This is a genomic window from Paenibacillus sp. Root444D2 (assembly GCF_001426375.1).
Classification (GTDB): domain Bacteria; phylum Bacillota; class Bacilli; order Paenibacillales; family NBRC-103111; genus Paenibacillus_E.
Window position 1 is genome coordinate 899,235 of record NZ_LMEO01000050.1, and the last position, 18,105, is coordinate 917,339.

General features: G+C 44.2%; 17 protein-coding genes and 1 tRNA gene. 10 read left to right on the forward strand and 8 right to left on the reverse strand.

All coding sequences use genetic code 11. The features are described 5' to 3' along the window. Positions 1-81: 81 nt before the first annotated feature. Positions 82-1,134: an acyltransferase gene (locus ASD40_RS31425; RefSeq protein ID WP_057307036.1), complete on the forward strand. Its 1,053-nt coding sequence runs from the start codon at positions 82-84 to the stop codon at positions 1,132-1,134. 13 nt (positions 1,135-1,147) lie between these two features. Here the strand turns inward: ASD40_RS31425 and ASD40_RS31430 are convergent, their stop codons facing one another. After that, positions 1,148-1,813, reverse strand: a complete 666-nt coding sequence (locus ASD40_RS31430) for a tetratricopeptide repeat protein (RefSeq protein ID WP_057307037.1) — start codon at positions 1,811-1,813, stop codon at positions 1,148-1,150. Between the two features lie 187 nt (positions 1,814-2,000). Between ASD40_RS31430 and ASD40_RS31435 the strand changes: the two genes are divergently transcribed. Continuing rightward, positions 2,001-2,261 carry a hypothetical protein gene (locus tag ASD40_RS31435; RefSeq protein ID WP_057307038.1) on the forward strand — a complete coding sequence of 87 codons (261 nt, stop codon included), beginning with the start codon at positions 2,001-2,003 and terminating at the stop codon, positions 2,259-2,261. A gap of 18 nt (positions 2,262-2,279) precedes the next feature. Here the strand turns inward: ASD40_RS31435 and ASD40_RS31440 are convergent, their stop codons facing one another. Both ASD40_RS31440 and ASD40_RS31445 read right to left on the reverse strand, forming a co-directional pair. Continuing rightward, the gene (locus tag ASD40_RS31440) at positions 2,280-2,681 is read right to left on the reverse strand and encodes a hypothetical protein (RefSeq protein WP_057307039.1); all 402 of its coding nucleotides are present in this window, start codon (positions 2,679-2,681) and stop codon (positions 2,280-2,282) included. Between the two features lie 60 nt (positions 2,682-2,741). Further along, complete coding sequence (locus ASD40_RS31445) at positions 2,742-4,568, reverse strand: SgrR family transcriptional regulator (protein ID WP_057307040.1); 1,827 nt, start codon at positions 4,566-4,568, stop codon at positions 2,742-2,744. Between the two features lie 114 nt (positions 4,569-4,682). On the opposite strand from ASD40_RS31445, the gene ASD40_RS37615 reads away from it, so the two are divergent. Beyond that, complete coding sequence (locus tag ASD40_RS37615; protein WP_156390249.1) at positions 4,683-4,832, forward strand: hypothetical protein; 150 nt, start codon at positions 4,683-4,685, stop codon at positions 4,830-4,832. On the opposite strand, the gene ASD40_RS31450 is transcribed toward ASD40_RS37615, so the two are convergent. Together ASD40_RS31450 and ASD40_RS31455 are read right to left on the reverse strand one after the other, a co-directional pair. Next, the gene (locus tag ASD40_RS31450) at positions 4,819-5,325 is read right to left on the reverse strand and encodes a VanZ family protein (protein ID WP_057307041.1); all 507 of its coding nucleotides are present in this window, start codon (positions 5,323-5,325) and stop codon (positions 4,819-4,821) included. The two genes, ASD40_RS37615 and ASD40_RS31450, sit on opposite strands and share 14 nt — an antisense overlap. Before the next feature lie 16 nt (positions 5,326-5,341). After that, the gene (locus tag ASD40_RS31455; protein ID WP_057307042.1) at positions 5,342-5,629 is read right to left on the reverse strand and encodes a hypothetical protein; all 288 of its coding nucleotides are present in this window, start codon (positions 5,627-5,629) and stop codon (positions 5,342-5,344) included. Positions 5,630-5,839: 210 nt separating this feature from the next. Between ASD40_RS31455 and ASD40_RS31460 the strand changes: the two genes are divergently transcribed. From ASD40_RS31460 to ASD40_RS31475, 3 genes are all read left to right on the forward strand, one after another. Beyond that, positions 5,840-5,912 (forward strand) — tRNA-Ala (locus ASD40_RS31460). 1,420 nt (positions 5,913-7,332) lie between these two features. Next, positions 7,333-7,500: a hypothetical protein gene (locus tag ASD40_RS31465; RefSeq protein ID WP_235549452.1), complete on the forward strand. Its 168-nt coding sequence runs from the start codon at positions 7,333-7,335 to the stop codon at positions 7,498-7,500. 549 nt (positions 7,501-8,049) lie between these two features. Continuing rightward, complete coding sequence (locus tag ASD40_RS31475) at positions 8,050-8,289, forward strand: VOC family protein (RefSeq protein WP_327205315.1); 240 nt, start codon at positions 8,050-8,052, stop codon at positions 8,287-8,289. 96 nt (positions 8,290-8,385) lie between these two features. On the opposite strand, the gene ASD40_RS31480 is transcribed toward ASD40_RS31475, so the two are convergent. Beyond that, positions 8,386-9,258, reverse strand: coding sequence for a carbohydrate ABC transporter permease (locus ASD40_RS31480; RefSeq protein WP_057307046.1), 873 nt, complete (start codon positions 9,256-9,258; stop codon positions 8,386-8,388). Positions 9,259-9,310: 52 nt separating this feature from the next. Then, on the reverse strand, positions 9,311-10,261 hold the full coding sequence (locus ASD40_RS31485) for an ABC transporter permease (protein WP_057307047.1): 951 nt from the start codon (positions 10,259-10,261) through the stop codon (positions 9,311-9,313). Positions 10,262-10,406: 145 nt separating this feature from the next. Here ASD40_RS31485 and ASD40_RS31490 point away from each other — a divergent pair, with 145 nt between their 5' ends. The 3 genes from ASD40_RS31490 (at position 10,407) to ASD40_RS31500 (ending at position 15,615) form a co-directional block, all read left to right on the forward strand. Further along, the gene (locus tag ASD40_RS31490) at positions 10,407-12,221 is read left to right on the forward strand and encodes a sensor histidine kinase (protein ID WP_057307048.1); all 1,815 of its coding nucleotides are present in this window, start codon (positions 10,407-10,409) and stop codon (positions 12,219-12,221) included. A 1-nt stretch (position 12,222) separates the two neighbouring features. Continuing rightward, positions 12,223-13,830 (forward strand): response regulator transcription factor, encoded by a 1,608-nt coding sequence (locus ASD40_RS31495; RefSeq protein WP_057307049.1) that lies wholly within the window; start codon positions 12,223-12,225, stop codon positions 13,828-13,830. Between the two features lie 108 nt (positions 13,831-13,938). Next, on the forward strand, positions 13,939-15,615 hold the full coding sequence (locus ASD40_RS31500; RefSeq protein ID WP_057307050.1) for an extracellular solute-binding protein: 1,677 nt from the start codon (positions 13,939-13,941) through the stop codon (positions 15,613-15,615). A 57-nt stretch (positions 15,616-15,672) separates the two neighbouring features. Here ASD40_RS31500 and ASD40_RS31505 read toward each other — a convergent pair whose 3' ends face one another. After that, entirely contained in the window at positions 15,673-16,260 is a 588-nt protein-coding gene (locus tag ASD40_RS31505; RefSeq protein WP_057307051.1) for a TetR/AcrR family transcriptional regulator, read from the reverse strand. A gap of 167 nt (positions 16,261-16,427) precedes the next feature. Here ASD40_RS31505 and ASD40_RS31510 point away from each other — a divergent pair, with 167 nt between their 5' ends. Beyond that, entirely contained in the window at positions 16,428-17,696 is a 1,269-nt protein-coding gene (locus ASD40_RS31510) for an MFS transporter (RefSeq protein ID WP_057307052.1), read from the forward strand. Positions 17,697-18,105 lie beyond the last annotated feature (409 nt).

The following is an 18,105-nucleotide window of genomic DNA, read 5'->3' on the forward strand; positions in this document are numbered from 1 at the left end:
CAAGATTCTCATGGGAACCGTATTGTTCTCTCATTTCTTTCATGATAGAGTGAAAAAAGTGAAAAAAGGAGAGTCATAGACATGTTATCAAGGCCCAAGCTTACCGAAATCGACATCGTACGCGCAATAGCGATCATCGCAGTCCTCGTCATTCATGGTACTTCAGGCGCGACTCAGCTGCCGTTAGGAACTGGGTCTCATGCCGTATTTTTCATCCTCAACAAGACCAGCTTGTTCACCGTTCCACTCTTTATTTGGATTAGCGGTGTTGTCTTATTTTATACGTACTACGACCGCTGGGAGCCGGGAATGTCGCGGGTTTTCTGGACGAAACGTTTGCGAAAAATTCTGATTCCCTATGTGCTTTGGTCATTTTTTTATTACTTGTTCAATCTATTCATATTTCATGGCAACATTGGTTTTGACCTTATATATGTAATCAAACTGCTCATCTCGGGAAATGCTAGCTATCATCTCTATTATATGGTCATTATTGTTCAGTTCTATCTCTTATTCCCTCTGATGATTACGGCTGCTAGACGGTCTCATCGGTTTCGCCAAGGACTTATTCCTATAGGTATCGGTATTCAAGCAGTTGCTTACTGCTTTCATCATTGGGTGTATCCTCTTCCAGAGTACGCCTCACTGTTTCTAAGCTATTCAGCTTTATTTGCTTTCGGCGCTTTCATGGGCATTCATTATGCGGCCATTGTTGCTTGGTCTAACCGCTATAAAGGTTGGATTTGGAGCATCATGCTCCTAGCAGGTGCCGCTTTTGTGGGGATGCTATTGCTCCACGAATACGGGCTCGCTTCTATAGAAAATTCATGGTTCGAGCTAGCGCTTCTCCTGTATTGTATGGCGATCCCGCTATGCTGCATGCAATGGGGGCGTAAGCTGCACGAGAGCGGCTCACCGCTCGGCACCGTCTTATCTGCCTTAGGCGGAGCTTCTTTCGGCATCTACCTCGTACATCCTGCGCTTCTGACGCTTTGGGATCGCATCGCGCCAGCGAAGGAGCAGCTCTGGCTGTACGATCTACACACGGTCGCGTCGATTCTCATCGGACTGCTTGGCTCTTGGCTGCTCGTGCGGCTGTATGCGAGCGCACAAAGAAAAGGTTCCGCCAACTGAGCGGAACCTTCTTTCATTTAAAGCGGGCTAATAGCGCCCATCGCCGCTGCTGTCTGCGGCTGTAACGCGGCAAGCCGCGGTGAATATCCAGCGCTTCGCGGTAAGCGCGCTTAGCATCTTCTCCGCGGCCGAGCTGCTGGTACAGCTGGCCAAGACGGTAGTAAGCTTCAACCGACGAAGAATGCAGGTCTCGGAATTGCTCGATGTATTGCGCCGCTCTCACTGGTGACGATGAAGCCAAAGCTTCACCAAGTCGTAAATAAGCTTCGCCAAATTTGACTCGTGGATTTAATTCTACCGCTTTGAGCATATAGCTTTCACCCTTGATGAGATCTCCTAGCTTAAGGTGGCAAAGGCCAATCTCATAGTGGACGTCTGCAGATTCTTCCATAATAGACAGGGTTTGTTCCAAGTAGGGAAGCGCTTCGCTGAACTTTTTGCGCTCGATTAGAATCCTTGCCAACTCCAATTTAGCTGACGTATTGTGCGGATTAGCGTGCAAGTCACTTCGCAATCTAGATGCTCTGCGGCTTAATTGAAATGGCTTGAAAATGTTTGGTGTTAACCCGATAAATCTTCTATCCAGCACGTACAGAATGACTAATAAAATAAGAAGAGCAAGAAACGGATTGCCAACAAGACGCCATAATAAACCGAAAGCAAGTAATTTAGTAAGCACGGTAAACCCTCCTTTCAACTTCCTTATCCTACCATAATCTTCCTAGTTTGGTCATCCCTATTCAAAGAAAAAAGCACTCAGCCTTCAGCTAAGTGCTTCCACGATTTACTATTCATCTGAAGGATAGAGCATCATTCGAGATTTTTTTGAAGCGGTGCTATAATGAAAAGAAAAAGGGAGTTTATCTATGAGCGATCCACGTAAAGAAATTTGGCACAAAAGAAAACAACTGGGAAGATCCAAGTATTTAATTCTGTTCGGCCTGCTCCCTTGGGGCATCGGACTCACGTTATTGTTTAGTGTCATCGAATTTCTTAGTTTTCAAGAGCTCAAATTAGTTTGGCTGCCGATTCGTCTTCTCGTCTTTGTCTTCATAGGTTTCTTCGTGGCTAACGCACGCTGGCACGCGATGGAAAGCCGCTACGAACCATATACTAGACGACCTTAACGGTCGTTTATTTTTTTATTAATGTAAAAAGGTCTGATCTTCCACATCGTCTGTATGAAAAAGCGAAGCTGTGTGAGTACGATGAAAATGTTCCTCCAGCTCTTTCCGAATCGAACCGAACGACAGGATTTCTTCTATGAACGCCTCGCGCTCACCCCACTCTTTATCAATATCCTTGTTATTGAACAATTCCTCAGAAACATCTTTAAACGCCTCATGTAAATTGTTATCATACCAGTCGATTTCATTCGATGCTTCTTTGCGGTACACATGTCTCATGTCAAAGTCGTTATCCTTCGTGGCCGTGAATTCAGCTAGTAAAATTCCTTCTGTGCCATCGGCTTTAACTTCGACATCGGCGCACCGAACATCATTGCGTTCTGTGAAGCGAACAATGTTCGCCTGTTTAATTTCCCTCATGTCATACCCTCCTAATGTTACCTTTTATTAAGAAGAGTATTTCCAGTTTTATAGGATTTATCAAACGCTTGGAGTGAACCATATTTTTCGAAAATCAACCCAACCCAAATCGTTAATGCTCACTCCCTTGATCGAATCATGATACGTGGTTTGCTGAGAACGATGGAGCACGAACAGAAACGATTTCTCCTCCTGAAGCACTTCAATTAACTCGTTTAGCTTGCATATGCGCGCTTCTTGACTTGCATTTTGGAGAATTTGATCGATTTCTGCATCAACCCATGCCATTTGATCGCTATTTAAATGGGCGCGGACGTAGCTGTTACTTTGCTTAAGCGTCTGAATAATATGAAGGTCATAATCGCTTTCCATACAAATGTGATAGAATATGAGGTCCGCTTCTTGGATCGTGTCCAGCGCCATCATATCTGATTTACTCCGGGTTGTCAGTTCAATCCTAATTCCAATTTTGATACACTGCTCACAGATCCATAACGCATCTTCGTTGTTGTTACTATAAATGTACATGTGAAGGGGCTCACCGTCATACTCCATTTCATCAAGAAGGCGCTTAGCCTCTACGAAATCAGTACGATAACCGGAGACAGTTCCTTTGCGATCCAACATCGGTAAAAAACTGCTGGCAGGTGCTTCTCTGAAGCCTCCAAGCTCCTCAATCATTCGATCACGATCCATAATCAGGTCAATCGCTTTGCGGAATCGAGTATCCTGCTGAGGCCCTTTTTTATTCTGATTAAAAGTGAGCAGGCTGCAGCCGAGAATCGACTGCTCAATCTGGTGCCATTCCGTATCTTTACCGACAGCACCAACAGGCTTACGGGAATTCGTATGGTCGCAAAGTACTTGCACCATATCCCAACTAGGGCCAACCTCAGATAAATCCTGCGGCAAAAGCCAGATTTCCACTTGATCCAGATGTGGCCTAACTCCAAAATATCCATCGAAAGCACGAAGTTTACAGATATAATCATCATTTCGTTCAAGCCTGAATGGTCCTGTCCCAATGGGCATACGTCCGAAGATTCCCTCGTTATCCCGACAAATATCCTCCGGCAGGATAGCCATCGAGGAATGCGATAACTGCTGCAAAAAGAGCACATTCGGCTGTATCAACTCGATAGCAATCGCACTTCGATTTAGTACCGTCATATTCTCAATACTTTCGCTCATCCAACCTTGACATGCCGAAAGACCAAGCTCTTTCAATCTCGAAAATGTGTAAAAAACATCATGCGCTGTCATCTCTCTGCCATGATGAAACAGCACGCCTTTTCGCAAATAGAACGTATAATATAAGCCATCCTCGCTAACTTCCCAATAATGCGCCAAATGGGGCTCAAAGATCCTTGTTTGCGGATTATACACAATCAGTGTGTCAAATATTTGATTAATGAGATGACAGTCGAATGCATAAAAAGAGTGCGCCGGATCCAAAGTCACCAACCATTTATAGACCGGAAACCGTAGTGTATCCTTGTAACGCTCCTCAAGTTCGACTGCACGATAACCAAAAAAACTGAACAACCAATCGATGAAAGAGTCCTGCAGCCCCTCTCCCTTGCCCAATTGGTGTATCAGTTCAATCGTCCCTTTATAATCGCCTCGGCCCGCCAGCTCCATCGCCTGCTTGGAAATCATATCCTCCGAGGAAACAAGAAACGTAAGCTCGGAGACATTACCTCTTCCTCTTCCAGGCTTCCAGGATACCCAGCCATGCTCCATCATTTTTTTAAGCAAAATCTTTACATTACGTGTTGTACAATACAATCTATCTGCCAATTCATCTAACGTTATAGGTTGTGGTTCATGTTCTACCCCATGTTCAAAACTAGCTCGAAGCTCTAAGAAATGGGTCAAAAGCTGCATACTCAACATCCTTTCCATAAAAGGGGAAATCGTTAAAGAGAATTATACTCTTTTTGTTCCCCTTATTCTAGATGTAAACTAGACCTAACAGGAAAAGAAAGGAAGGTGAACCGTATGCAACCTACAGATCTATACGTATCCGAGAAGCTGATGCAATGGCAGCAGCAAGATTTGGAAAGCGAAGCTCGCGAGCATTGGAAATGGAAATCGATTAAAAAACGAAAAGTCTACATGCTTCTAACTAACTTATTCATCTTCGTTTAATCCTAGTTCTTATCCAGAGAACCACTAGGACGAGGAGAACGGCCAGAAGTATACCGATGGCATCAACAGCAACATCAATCCCATGCCCCGTTCGATCCTTTACAAAAGTTTGATGCCATTCATCGGAAGCCGCATAAACTAACGAAATGATGGAGGAGGTGAGCAGTGCCATGACCACTTTTACAGGCTTCGCCAGCAGTGCTAAGGACCAGAGCAGGGCAAGGACAGCGTACTCGCTAACATGCCCTGCTTTTCTTATGAAGAACTCGACGACACCAATGGGATCCTGCCACGAGATCTTTTGGTGGTCATAGGAGAACTCCCAATGTGGGAATAAGTTCATCAGTTGAACACCCGAAAGCTTGGATTCCAACAACGGCCGCAAGCTCTGCTGCTGGTACGATTCTGCCGACTTTAAAAAAATAAACGCCATCCAAAGGACGGCAGCAATCAAGAAAAAATAGAAATAAAATTTTGAATATGATTTCAACATGAGTGGATCATTCCCCTTAAGGATTCAATTTCTTACGAATGCTAAATAAAGCAAAAAATTCAATAACCATCAGATTTACTGCGGATACCCCATAAAAGGCCATTCCAAACATCATGCGGAACGGATCATCTGTCACAGACTTCCACCAAAACGCAGCAGCCAACGTCATAACCATATTCAAAGCTGTCGTTATCCAGAAAGAGAAGCCCAATCGATTCGTTTTCCGCATTAACCACACACCGATGACAAACGGAATTACAAAAGCTACACCTAAGAAAACCCAATACAACACCGCATTCGACACTCTCCAACACTCCCACACGATCAACTAGTTTATTCTAATAGGTTAGCATGAATAACCGGCTGAAAACAACGTTTGCCGCCCTTTGCAACAGAAACGTCAAATGGTTATGCTGGGAAGAAAAACTATAGAAAAATTCTCCGATGCAGGACTTGCTTGAGATGAATAATTCATGTATAATACGAAAAGTCGACATTAACTAAGCGACATTGAGGGGCCTTAGCTCAGCTGGGAGAGCGCATCGCTGGCAGCGATGAGGTCAGGGGTTCGATCCCCCTAGGCTCCATACTAAAAAGAAGCATCACAACCTTACTGGTTGTGGTGCTTCTTTTATTTGGAGCTGTGGGGAGAGAACCCCGAAGGTTCGCCTGCGCGGACGAACGGATGAGTGAGCTTCATAGGGACAGCTTCACCTGCAGGAGCACGGCGTCTGAATTTACCGCTAAGTTCGCCTGCGTCGAGTCTGCTTCGTTAGCCATTTCAATCTAGATTCATACATCCCCCTAGGCTCCGTAGAGAATAAATAAAGCACATGGCCATCAGGTCATGTGCTTATTTTTTGGGAGAGAACCCCTGTAAGTTCGCCCGTGCGGACGGAACGGAGTGTAGGAGCACGGTGTCTGAATGTACCGCTAAGTTTGTCTGCGTCGATACTCCCGAATTCAGTAAAAGTCACTTTGAATCACCTAATGGCTCGCTAGAAACTCATTTTAGATTCAGGAGCAAGTAGGAGGGTAATCTCTGGTGGTTGGGTAATTAGAAGTGGTGATCCAAAAACCCAAGCGGTATTCTCAACAGAGTCTTATCCCAGAACTGAAACCGTATGGGTTATAACGTCTGGAATAATACACTAGATTTTCAAATTGTCACACCTTACCTAATAGATAAGAGAAGGTAGTTAAAAGAATTATTTGCTGTGTTATTAATAATTCCTTTCGCCTGCTTATGGTCATTTTAACCATGAGCAGGTTTTATTCTTTGTCCCTCAACTGCCCCTTCTGTTTCTGTTCCATGTGCAGCTTAAGCAATCCTGCCCGCGTAGTGCCTAGTTACACTTAAGCATACACTTGAACGCTTGACGCTGTGATGTAATTGGACCACTGAATGGTGTGTTAAGGGTTGTAACACTTCCACATTATAACGTGCAAACGTGCTGCTTATGTTCCTTTTGAAAGCCCAAATCGTTATAGTCAAGCATCCAGTTATTATATTTCTACATAGGTTGGTGTATCAAAATTTGGAGGAGATTAAACAATGAGTTACAACCAAAGTCATCATGTTAATCCACACCATCCGCATCATCCACATCATCCACACCATCCGCATCATCCACACCACCCTCATCATCCACATCACCCATACCATCCATATCATCCTCATATGCATCATCATCCAGTGATCATTTATCCTGTTCCATATCCACATCATCCACATTACTATCCAATGCCTTATCATGGTATGCACGGTGGTCACCGGCAAGGAAGCCACGGTCATAGTGGACAGTGGACCGGCCCACATCAAGAGCATCAAGGTACTTGGCATGGTGGGCACAGAGGAGAACAAACTCAAAAATAAATTCGTAACAGAGTCGGGCGAATTTCCCGTGCGGCTCTGTTCTACTTCCTTACTATCCATTAGGTGGTTTATCATTGGGCTGCTTTGACCATAATTGTTCCATGATAAGAAATATTTTGGAGGCCCGCCAATTGGAAAAATTAAATCAAGCGATTGAAGTCATAAGTCACAATTATATTTTGATTATTATTGGGGCGGTTATTTTCTTTGGGCTAAAGGCGCTATTTGGATATCTAACCTATAAAAAAATCATGAGACAATTTGAAGAAATTAAAGAACTTATCAAAGAGCGCAAATAGCGCATACTTCACAATTTACGATTAGAATTCCTCACATTCGACGATAAATCAAGTAATAAAGTACAGGACTAATTATTATTATGGATATGGTCATACATAGATATAAAAAAATTCCTATTCAACCTCTAACCAATTGTGATAGATTGATTTTATAACCAGTTGGAGGTATATCATTTTGAATCCTGTCACCGAGAATTTCGTTAAGAAACATCAAAAATATTTGTCCGATAACCCCAACGAACTAGAGAATTTCAACTCGATCTATGATCACATGCTATTTTACTTAACTAGTATTCTGGGGATTGATGAGCTGCAAGCTTCGCAATGTATCCTTGATCTCAAAACGGATATATCTTGTGATCTTCTTCCTTACATAATTAAAAGTGAAATAATTTGAAAGCGGTTTAATCACCGGTTCAATTGGATCCTAGTTATGAGCCTTCACTAACCAATCCGACAATCCGCCCCCTTGGATTTTCTTTTCATCCGCGACATCACAATAGTAATGATGCCGCTGGCTTACTAATCGGAGATAGCAAAGTTATCGTGATGCTCTTTCCGGAGTCCACATTCAAAAGTTTCACTAAAAATGATATTGCAGATACGAAGCAAGGTACCGAAGTATTGCTATCCATTGATACCGAGAGCAAAGAAGAAGTAGATCAAATGTTAGAGAAAGCGGTACAGGCTGGCGGCACTATTTACGGTGAGCCTCATGATCAGGGATGGACGTACGGAGCCGGTTTCATTGATTTGGATGGTCATCGGTGGAAGATGCCGAAGGCGTAAGAAGGCAAAAAAGAAGAACACTGTAGCCATAATGGCCACAGTGTTCTTCTTTTTACATCTTCAATAAGAGAGCCTTGCCCCCTTCTGGTTCATCCATCATTCCTTGACGGCGCCGATAGAGATCCCTTTTACAAAGAAACGTTGCAGGAAGGCGTAGACCACCAATATGGGCAACGCGCCGATAAATATTTGAGATGCCCGAATCGTTCGTTGAGATTGATTCGCAACCGCTGACAGATCAATCTTCGACATATCTGCTTGAACAATAATGGTTTGCATGAAACTTGCAAGCGGGAGATGTTCAGCATCTTTCATATAGATCAAGCCGTCAAAATAAGCGTTCCAATGGCCAACCATCGTAAATAAGGTAATCGTCGCTATGGCTGGTAATGAGATGGGCAAGTAAATCGTGAAGAAGGTTCGAAAATGACCTGCTCCGTCAATAAAGGCAGCTTCCTCAAGATCTTTAGGAACGTTACGGAAGAAGTTAAGAAGCAGAATGAGGTTATATACTGCTACCATTCCAGGCAGTATAAGCGCCCACATCGTATTCATCAAACCAAGCTTATAGACAAGGATATAGTTGGGAATCAGGCCCCCGTTGAACAGCATAGTTATGACAAAATACCAAAGATAGCCGGTGCGAGCGCGAAAGACGCGAGCATCTTTCGAAAGCGCGTAAGCTGCAATGGCGTTAACGAACATCGCAAGCACCGTTCCAAGGATAGTCCGTTTAATGGATACCCCAAGCGATGTAAGAAATTGGGCATTGTTAAACGTTTTTTCGTAGGCATCAAATGTAAAACCGATCGGCCAAAACGTAACCAACCCGGCGTTGGCGGGAGCGTTTGAGCTTAAAGACACCATCAGTAAGTGGAACAACGGCAGTAGGCAAAGAATAGAGATTATGATCAACAGCGCATTGTTAAACACGGTAAATATGCGATAAGATAACGTTTTGTGGTACATATGTTGTCCTCCTTAGAGTTTTCGCAGAAAAACTGATCTCGTATGCATTCGATTAGAAGATTCGATATCCAGCGAATCTATAAGCAAGACGATAGGATATGATGATTAAAATTAAGCTGATAAATGATTTGAATAGACCGACAGCTGTTGCGAAGCTGAATTGCCCGCTAAGAAGACCTTCCCGGTACACAAACGTGTCGATAATATCACCCTGCTGATAGATCAGAGGACTATACAAGTTAAACACTTGGTCGAAGTTCGCATTCAGTACATTGCCCAAAGCTAAAGTTGCAACTACGATTGCGATCGGAATAAGGGATGGGATGGTAATATGCATTGCTTGCTTGAAGCGGCTAGCCCCGTCGACTTCAGCGGCTTCGTACAGCGCTGGATTAATGGCAGTGAGCGCCGCTAGGAAGAAAATCGTATTGAACCCAAATTCTTTCCAGACATCACTGAAAATAATGGTAAATCGGAACCAATTGCCGTCGCCTAGAAAGAAAATCGGCTTAATGCCGAACACACTGGAAAGGAACTGGTTGACAAGCCCTGTCTGGGCAAGCAAATCAATCAGAATCCCTGCGAGTGTGACCCATGAAAGAAAGTGGGGAAAGTAGACCAGCGTTTGGATCGACCTTTTGAGCCCCATGTTCCTTACTTCATTCAATAACAAGGCGAAAATAAATGGAATGATTAAATTCATCACAATCTTGGTACAAGCAAAGAACAGGGTATTCCACGTAATTTTCAAAAAATAATCATTCTCAAACATATAACGAAAATGCTTCAAACCGACCCACGGTGAGCCTGTTATTCCCAAACCTGACTTATAATCTTGAAAAGCCATAACAATCCCCGACATGGGAAGGTAAGAAAAAATAAAAACCAATAGGACAGCCGGCAGCACCATGAGATGAAGTATCCATGGTTGTTTGTAGCCGCTTTTCCTTTTCACACGTTCGGTGGCCTTGTGGGTCACTTGATGTACTGTATTTGCGTCCATAGCTCTCTACCCCGTTCCGTAAAACTCATTTGTGTATTTTGAGAAACCCTGATATATATAGTATCAACAAACGCTACCCATAAACTATAAGACAATGTTAGGATGGATAGGGTTTTGTTAGGGATATCTTCTGGGGGGATCGGTTATGGAGCTGCAAAGAGGTATTGCGTTTGTCAAAAGAAGGGTCGGTACCAGGTTTAGTCTGTTTGCCAAAATGAACAGTCTTATTATCATTTTGTTCATCCCTATCATTATCGTATTTACATATTCCAATAGAATCGCATTCAATGTTATAGGCAAAGAGCTACAGGTATCTAATATCAAACAGCTCTCTTTTCTGTCCAGCCAAATTGACTCGAGGATCAATCAGATGATGGACTTTGTCATGACCTTTTCGAAAGATCCAAATGTTCAGAAATTCAACGGCTTAAACATCTGGGAAGATCGCTATGATCGGATGCAGACTAGATACGTGGTTCAGGAAAAGATGGTGCTGCAGTCCGGTATTATGAACATATGGCCGGTTAAATACACGGTGTATTCCCAACAGAACAAAGAAGCCATTTCTAATGCCATTAAAACGTCCGAGTATGATGAGAAATATTTGAAAAAGAATATGACCGGAAAATGGACTTATGGGGATGGCGAAACCGTGCCCCAAGGCGATCCGAAGGCCTTTTATTGGTTCTATACGGATTCTTTCGGCCAACAGGATACGCTTAGTGGAAGTAATCTGGTGGTTGAAGCCAGCTTTGGTCATGAAAATATTCAAAATATGCTAGACACTTATAAGGCAGGCGGTCAAGGAGATCCTTTCTTTTACCACAAGGGTGAGACTCCGATTCTGAATCGCAGCGCGTCCACGCAGCTATCAAGTGACCTCATCCATTATTTGGACGGACAGTCACTAGAAGATACGATGCAGCAGGTCGTGAGATTAGAAAATAAAAATTATTTGGTTAGTGCTGTGAAATCTCCCCAATTGGACTGGCATTTGGTTGACATTGTTCCACTGGATCAAATCTTAGGACCGATATCGTTCAGCCGCAATCTATTCTATTTATCGATGGTCCTGCTTTTTGTGGTCGGTATTTCTTCCTCTGTGCTGCTGTACCGGAACGTTCAACGTCCGATTAGAAAGCTAATTCGCGGATTACAGAGCGTACAGCGGGGGGATTTTTCGGTAAGGATCAAGACAAATGCGCACAATGAGTTTTCATTTCTGTTTCATCGATTTAATGATATGTCTCAGCAAATTCAAGGCTTAATTGAAAACGTGCTCAATGAGAAACTCAGGGCTAGGGATGCGACTTTGAAGCAATTGCAAGCTCAAATTAATCCGCATTTTCTTTACAACTGCCTAGGCTACATTGTCAACATGGCCCAGATGAAGAACGAAGAGGCCGTCGTTTCCATGGCGTATAATCTAAGCGCATACTACCGCTACACGACCCGAATGGAGCGGGAAACGGCTAGTCTCGACGAAGAAATTCGACTGATCGTCAACTACCTAGACATTCAAAAGCTGCGTAATGGCAGAATTTATTACCTTATCGATATACCCGAAGAGCTGTTGAACCAACAAGTTCCGCGGTTGCTGCTCCAGCCGATTGTGGAAAATGCCGTCATTCATGGGGTTGGGAAATCGTATTCATCGGGTGAAATTCGAATCAGCGGCGAGATTGTAGGCGGCTATTGCAGGATTTATATCGATGACGACGGCCCCGGGATGACGGAAGATCAGCAAATGGCGCTAAATCGTAAAATGCTGGAGCCCTTACAAGAGAAAATGGGCTGTGGTCTTTGGAACACCAACCAGCGGATCATTCATCAATTCGGAGATAACTCTTATCTCTATTTCACGAAATCGCATCTTGGAGGATTTCGAACAGAAATTATTTGGGAATTAAACTCGGGAGAAGAACATCGCCATCATCCCTTCATACAAGGAGATACGTAACATGCAAATGATCATAGTAGACGATGAAGCTCACTGGGTAGACAACCTATCCATGCACAAACCTTGGCATACGCTCGGCATCGAACAGGTCCATAAAGCTTATTCTGCGCATGAGGCGCTTCAAATCCTCGAGACGCATCCTATCGATATTGTCATATCGGACATTCTCATGCCTGAAATGACAGGCATAGAGCTGATAGAGCGAATTCGCATGTTTGACAAAAAAATAAAATGCATTATATTATCCGGTCATTCCGATTTTGAGTTTACGAAAGAAGCCGTCCGAAATCAGGCAGTAGACTATCTGCTTAAACCGCCGACCGACAACGAATTGTTTGACGCCGTCAAGGCTGCGATCGATCAATTGAATAATGAATGGGAAAGCGTTAGCTCCCATGAACGCACCCAATACACCCTTCGCGAAAACTTACCGCTTCTTCGCGGCCAATTGCTGCTTGATGCCTTACGGGGGCATCGCATGCCCATCGACGAATGGAGTCGGAAGCTAGAGAATTATGAATTACCGTTCCATTATGGCAATTGTGCCCTCCTGCTCGTCCGTATGGAGGAAGAATTCGGTCAATATAAAAACAATGGGCAGCAGTTGATGGAATATGCGATCATCAATATGGCCGAAGAGATTATCGGAGAATTTACAGAAGTCTGGGGTGTTAAGGAAGAGCATGGGTATCTTGCTTTTCTGCTTCAGCTCAAGGGAGATCATTCTGACGTTGGGAATGAAACTATTTTAGAAAAGCTTGCTATGCAGCTTCAGTATAAAGTGAAACAATTCTTGAAAGGATCTCTGTCCATCGTTATTACGGAGTGGTTCCAATTTCCGGACCAGTTACCGGACCATTATAGACAGGCATCAGCCTATTTCCGGCAAATTGTAGGAGACGAACAGGAGTTCGTCATGCGGGTTGGCGATTTCGAGCAAAACGTTTCGAAGGGAACCTTGGATGCGATCCATATGCCTCCTACTTTGATTAACCTGCTCGAGGTCGGGCGTTGGGATGCGGCGGAAGATAAACTAGGGACGGTGTTCGCGGAGCTTGATGATAGATGGTCCGAATCCTGGGAGCACTGTATGGAGGCTGGATTTTCAATCGCTTCTTCCTTCACGCATATAGCGCATCGGAACGGCTACACATTGGCCAACTTAATTGGATCAGAGATTGAATCCTTGCAGAGCGGAGAGGCTTTTTCCTCCATTAGCAAGCTTAGAAAGTGGTCTCTCGGCGTGCTTGGCAAGCTAAAAGAGAATGCATCAAATGAAATCAAAGATATACGATCCCTGTATGTAAAGAAAGTCCAGGATTTTGCGGAGAAAAACCTTCATCTCGATGTTTCGCTGCGTGCGCTTGCAGACCACGTTAATTTACACCCGACACATTTATCCAAAATTTATAAGATTGAAACCGGTGAAGGGATAAGCGATTACATGTCCTCTCTGCGAATGGAGCGTGCTTGTCATTTGCTAAAGACAACCGACAAAAAAGTGTATCAAATCAGCACGGAAGTCGGTTATTTGGATCCGGCTTACTTTATCAAAGTGTTTAAACGCCAGTTCGGTGTAACACCGCAAGAATTTAGAGACGGTAATTAATTGCCTAACAAAGTCTTACGGAAACTAAAATAATCATATAGATACCTTCCCCAATAAGTTGGTAGAGTTAACACTGTAGTAATTTTACACCGTAGGGGGAAATCAAAAATGAGTAAACTCAAAAAATCATGCTTGCTGCTCGTAGCCACTTCACTCATCGTGATCTCGGCTTGTAGCGGAAAGTCTGGTGAGAAGCCAGTCACTACCGGTTCAAAAGATACCGCTGCATCCGATGCCGGATTCACCAAAGGCAAATACGATCCGCCAATTGAGATTAGCACCGTCGTCATGTTTGCCCCGCCAAAGAAGTACGTCAAAGGCGACACCAAAGAGAACAATGTCCACGATCGTTGGATGTTGGAGACGCTAGGTATCAAGCATAAAGATACTTGGTACCCTGCTGGCGGGGATCAATATAAGCAGAAGCTTCAGCTTGCAATTGCTTCCGGCGAGAAACTGCCAGATTTCGTATTCGTACCAACGGATCCCGTACTAACCAACCAATTGATCGATTCCGGCCAGTTTGTTGCCATTGACGCGTTGTTTGAGAAGTACGCCAACAAAACTTGGAAAGACCATACCGTTCAACATCCAGAACTATGGTACCCTTTCACAAGAAATGGCAAGAAGTACAACCTGCCAATTCTGGAATATACCGACAATGACGATACGATGTTATGGCTCCGGGAAGATTGGATGGAGAAGCTGAATCTTACGGCTCCCAAGACGATCGCAGATTTAGAGAACGTGATGGACAAATTCAAAAATCAGAACCCGGACGGGCTTGCTGCTAAGGATGTCTATCCGCTCGCGATTTCCTTGAAAAACAATACGAACACATGGATGGGCGGACTCGATTGGCTGTTCGGGGCATACGGCTCTGTTGAGGAGCAATGGAACAAAGACGCAAATGGCAATCTTGAATATGGGTCTATCAACCCAGGGGCCAAGAAAGCGCTAGCGAAACTTCAAGAATGGATGAACAAAGGCTATATTCATCCTGATGCAGCTCTGTGGGACGAAGGTAAATCTGCTGAGATCTGGACAAAAGGAAATGCAGGTGTATTGCCTGGAGCAAACTGGGTTCCTGACTGGCCGGCTCCGGATTTGATCAAGAATGTAAAAAATTCGAAATATAAAGCCTATCCGGTTCCAGCAGGTCCAGATGGACTGGCAGGCACGAAATGGCAAAATTCTGGCGTGAACAGCAGCTTCATGATTAATAAAGACGCTAAACATCCGGAAGCCATCTTCCTGTATTACAACTACATGCTTGACAACTTGGCCAACCCACCAATCGGCAGCAAATTCGAAAACGGCTTTGCCCAAGGCTATGATTGGGACATCGTGGATGGAAAACCGACTAGTGATAAAGACAAAATCAAAGACTTCAGCAATGACTTCACATTCATAACCGGACCGGCGCGGATTCCGGATCTATATATGAAGACGCTTGTTAAGCTTGCGGACGGCAAAAAGCCGGAAACTCCTTATGAGAAGCAGATTGCAGATTTCCGCAAACCTGAAAACTGGTACGCTGCGAAAGTCGTCATGTCACAAATGGACATTCGCAAGCAAAACTATTTCACCGGTGCGGCGACACCGACCATGATCTCGAAATGGAACCTTCTGCGTCAGTCTGAAATGGAAACATTCAACAAAATCATCTATGGCAAATTGCCGGTGAATGCGTTTGACGAATTCGTCGCTAGTTGGAAGGCTAATGGCGGTGATCAGACAACGAAGGAAGTCAACGAGTGGTACACGTCAGTAACCAAAAAATAAATGGTGTCGTAAGAAAACTACGATTTCAAAACGGGCGAAAGCCCGTTTTTTTACGTCCTATTTGAGCAATGTAAGAATGGATTCTACAGAATTATTCATAAATGAGCGATCTGGACGTGATTTCATCATAACTGTAAGACCGATTAACGAGACAACAAGTGTCTGCGCTAAGGCTAATGGATTCGTAGCGTTATCAAGCTCACCTGATCGTATGCCTCGCTCAATCGTTTCTTGAAATATAGCGGATAGATACATCTGATGCTCTCTTGTGAGTATTGCAAATTTGGTATCATGAGGTGCAAGTTCGACCATCGTGTTCAGGCAAAAACAACCCCGATTGGGCTTGGGCCCCTCCTCGTATTCTTCAGCCACTATACTTTCAAAATAGGAACGAAATGCTTCTATCACTGATGACTTTTTTTGAAGTCGCGCTCTAACATTAGAAGCGTGAAACTGTGTATATTTTCGCAGCGCAGCTTCAAACAGTTCCTTTTTATCACCAAATGCCGAGTAAATGCTTGGTCGCTGGATACCCATTTTGGATGTCAAATCGCTTAACGAGGTTGCCTCGAATCCTTTTTCCCAAAATACATGCATAGCTGCATCTAAAGCCTTTTGCTCATCAAATTCACGGAGCCTAGCCATATTATTCCTTCTTTCCATAACGATCAGTATGATATTATTTTATATTTTCCAGCATTTAAATGTCAAATCGTTGACAATAAGAGTCAATTGTCGTATGTTTTTCCTTATAATAACGTACTGATCAGTACGTTATTAATAAAACTAAATTCAGCCAAGGAGCGTGAACAATGGAGAAGCTTGAAGAACATATAGACGTCGGGGATGCAAGCGGTGTAGAAGTGAAAAAAGTACGAAGCGAGTCCGACGTATCCGAATCGGATATCAATTCATCGCTTTCACGCTCGGCCACGCTCTTGTTAGCAGTCGCCAGCGGGCTTGCTGTCGCCAACATCTATTTCGCACAACCGCTTCTCGACATTATTGCTAAGGAGTTCGGCATCAGTCATTCGTTCGTAGGCATAATTATTACAATCACTCAGATTTGCTATGCATTGGGACTTCTATTTCTTGTGCCGCTTGGGGATCTATTTGATCGACGTCGCTTGGTTGTCCGTATGCTGCTAGTCTCCGTATTAGCACTGTTCACGGTAAGCATTGCGCCCACAAGTGCTGTACTCCTTGGAGGTATGGCTGTAGTAGGGCTGTTTGCCGTAGTGGTACAGGTGCTTGTTGCGTTCGCTGCAACTTTGGCTCCGCCGAACGATCGTGGCCGTGTGGTTGGCTTGGTGACAAGCGGTGTCGTGATCGGCATTCTATTGGCGCGTACCATCGCTGGTGTACTGACGGATCTCGCTGGATGGCGTGCCGTCTATGATGTCTCCGCAGTAATGACGCTTTTAATGGCTATCGCTTTATTTCGGATGCTGCCACACCACGATAAAGTAAAAGCTCCCCTATCCTATCCGCAATTGTTGCGTTCCGTGTTCACTCTGTTCATTCAAGAACCAATACTGCGTATACGTGCCGTCATCTGTCTGCTGATCTTTACTGCATTCAGCATTTTATGGACTTCGCTAGTACTGCCGCTCAGCGCACCGCCATTATCTCTTTCACATACTGCAATCGGGTCGTTTGGCCTAGCAGGTGTTGCCGGAGCGCTAGCAGCTGCACGGGCAGGACGTGTGGCCGATCGCGGACTAGGTCAGCGAACAACCGGTATAGCTCTAGTTCTGCTTCTAGGATCATGGTTGCCAATCAGCTTAGCTGAGAACTCACTGTGGGCATTAATAGTCGGAGTTGTCGCTCTGGATCTCGCGGTGCAGGCTGTGCACGTAACCAATCAGAGCATGATTTTGAACGTACGTCCAGAGGCACGCAGCCGTCTCACTGCTGGCTACATGATCTTCTATTCCATCGGCAGTGCCGTCGGTTCAATTTCTTCAACTGTTGTTTTCTCATACGCTGGCTGGATCGGCGTATGCTTGCTGGGTGCCTCAGTAAGCGCCTTAGCCCTGCTCTTTTGGGGATTAACCCGGCGTATAACGCCTACGACTTAGAAACCTTCAAACCTTAGGAGTTAAAACATAAAACCCGGTTCCATTGCCAAACTGCAGCAGAGCCGGGTTTATCACCTTCGAGACTGTCGATTCATTCATTATGCCTTCTCACCTCCTCACAACAGGTAGACATAACTCCAAAATTCGATTTTAGAGTCATCCAGCTTTCGTGAGGTCAAATCGGTTATAATGATTGCTAATGTTGTATTCTCTACAACAATTCACACGCCCAAAGGCTATTTCGCAACTTCAAGTTGTAGTTTGTACAACAATTTGAACCCATTTGTCGCGAAATGGCCTATATAGGCCACAATTCGGTCTAACCCCCTAATACTGGACACTAGTCGACTAAAGCAACAGATTACTTATTAAATTGCGAGTTTAAACGGCTTTACTTCATTTTTCTTTA

What these genes read in the sequence shown, in the direction of transcription:
- ASD40_RS31425 (WP_057307036.1), top strand. Translation starts at nt 82, where the DNA reads ATGTTATCAAGGCCCAAGCTTACCGAAATCGACATCGTACGCGCAATA.
- ASD40_RS31435 (WP_057307038.1), top strand. Translation starts at nt 2,001, where the DNA reads ATGAGCGATCCACGTAAAGAAATTTGGCACAAAAGAAAACAACTGGGA.
- ASD40_RS31440 (WP_057307039.1), bottom strand. Translation starts at nt 2,681, where the DNA reads ATGAGGGAAATTAAACAGGCGAACATTGTTCGCTTCACAGAACGCAAT.
- ASD40_RS31445 (WP_057307040.1), bottom strand. Translation starts at nt 4,568, where the DNA reads ATGCAGCTTTTGACCCATTTCTTAGAGCTTCGAGCTAGTTTTGAACAT.
- ASD40_RS37615 (WP_156390249.1), top strand. Translation starts at nt 4,683, where the DNA reads ATGCAACCTACAGATCTATACGTATCCGAGAAGCTGATGCAATGGCAG.
- ASD40_RS31450 (WP_057307041.1), bottom strand. Translation starts at nt 5,325, where the DNA reads ATGTTGAAATCATATTCAAAATTTTATTTCTATTTTTTCTTGATTGCT.
- ASD40_RS31475 (WP_327205315.1), top strand. Translation starts at nt 8,050, where the DNA reads ATGCTCTTTCCGGAGTCCACATTCAAAAGTTTCACTAAAAATGATATT.
- ASD40_RS31480 (WP_057307046.1), bottom strand. Translation starts at nt 9,258, where the DNA reads ATGTACCACAAAACGTTATCTTATCGCATATTTACCGTGTTTAACAAT.
- ASD40_RS31485 (WP_057307047.1), bottom strand. Translation starts at nt 10,261, where the DNA reads ATGGACGCAAATACAGTACATCAAGTGACCCACAAGGCCACCGAACGT.
- ASD40_RS31490 (WP_057307048.1), top strand. Translation starts at nt 10,407, where the DNA reads ATGGAGCTGCAAAGAGGTATTGCGTTTGTCAAAAGAAGGGTCGGTACC.
- ASD40_RS31495 (WP_057307049.1), top strand. Translation starts at nt 12,223, where the DNA reads ATGCAAATGATCATAGTAGACGATGAAGCTCACTGGGTAGACAACCTA.
- ASD40_RS31500 (WP_057307050.1), top strand. Translation starts at nt 13,939, where the DNA reads ATGAGTAAACTCAAAAAATCATGCTTGCTGCTCGTAGCCACTTCACTC.
- ASD40_RS31505 (WP_057307051.1), bottom strand. Translation starts at nt 16,260, where the DNA reads ATGGCTAGGCTCCGTGAATTTGATGAGCAAAAGGCTTTAGATGCAGCT.
- ASD40_RS31510 (WP_057307052.1), top strand. Translation starts at nt 16,428, where the DNA reads ATGGAGAAGCTTGAAGAACATATAGACGTCGGGGATGCAAGCGGTGTA.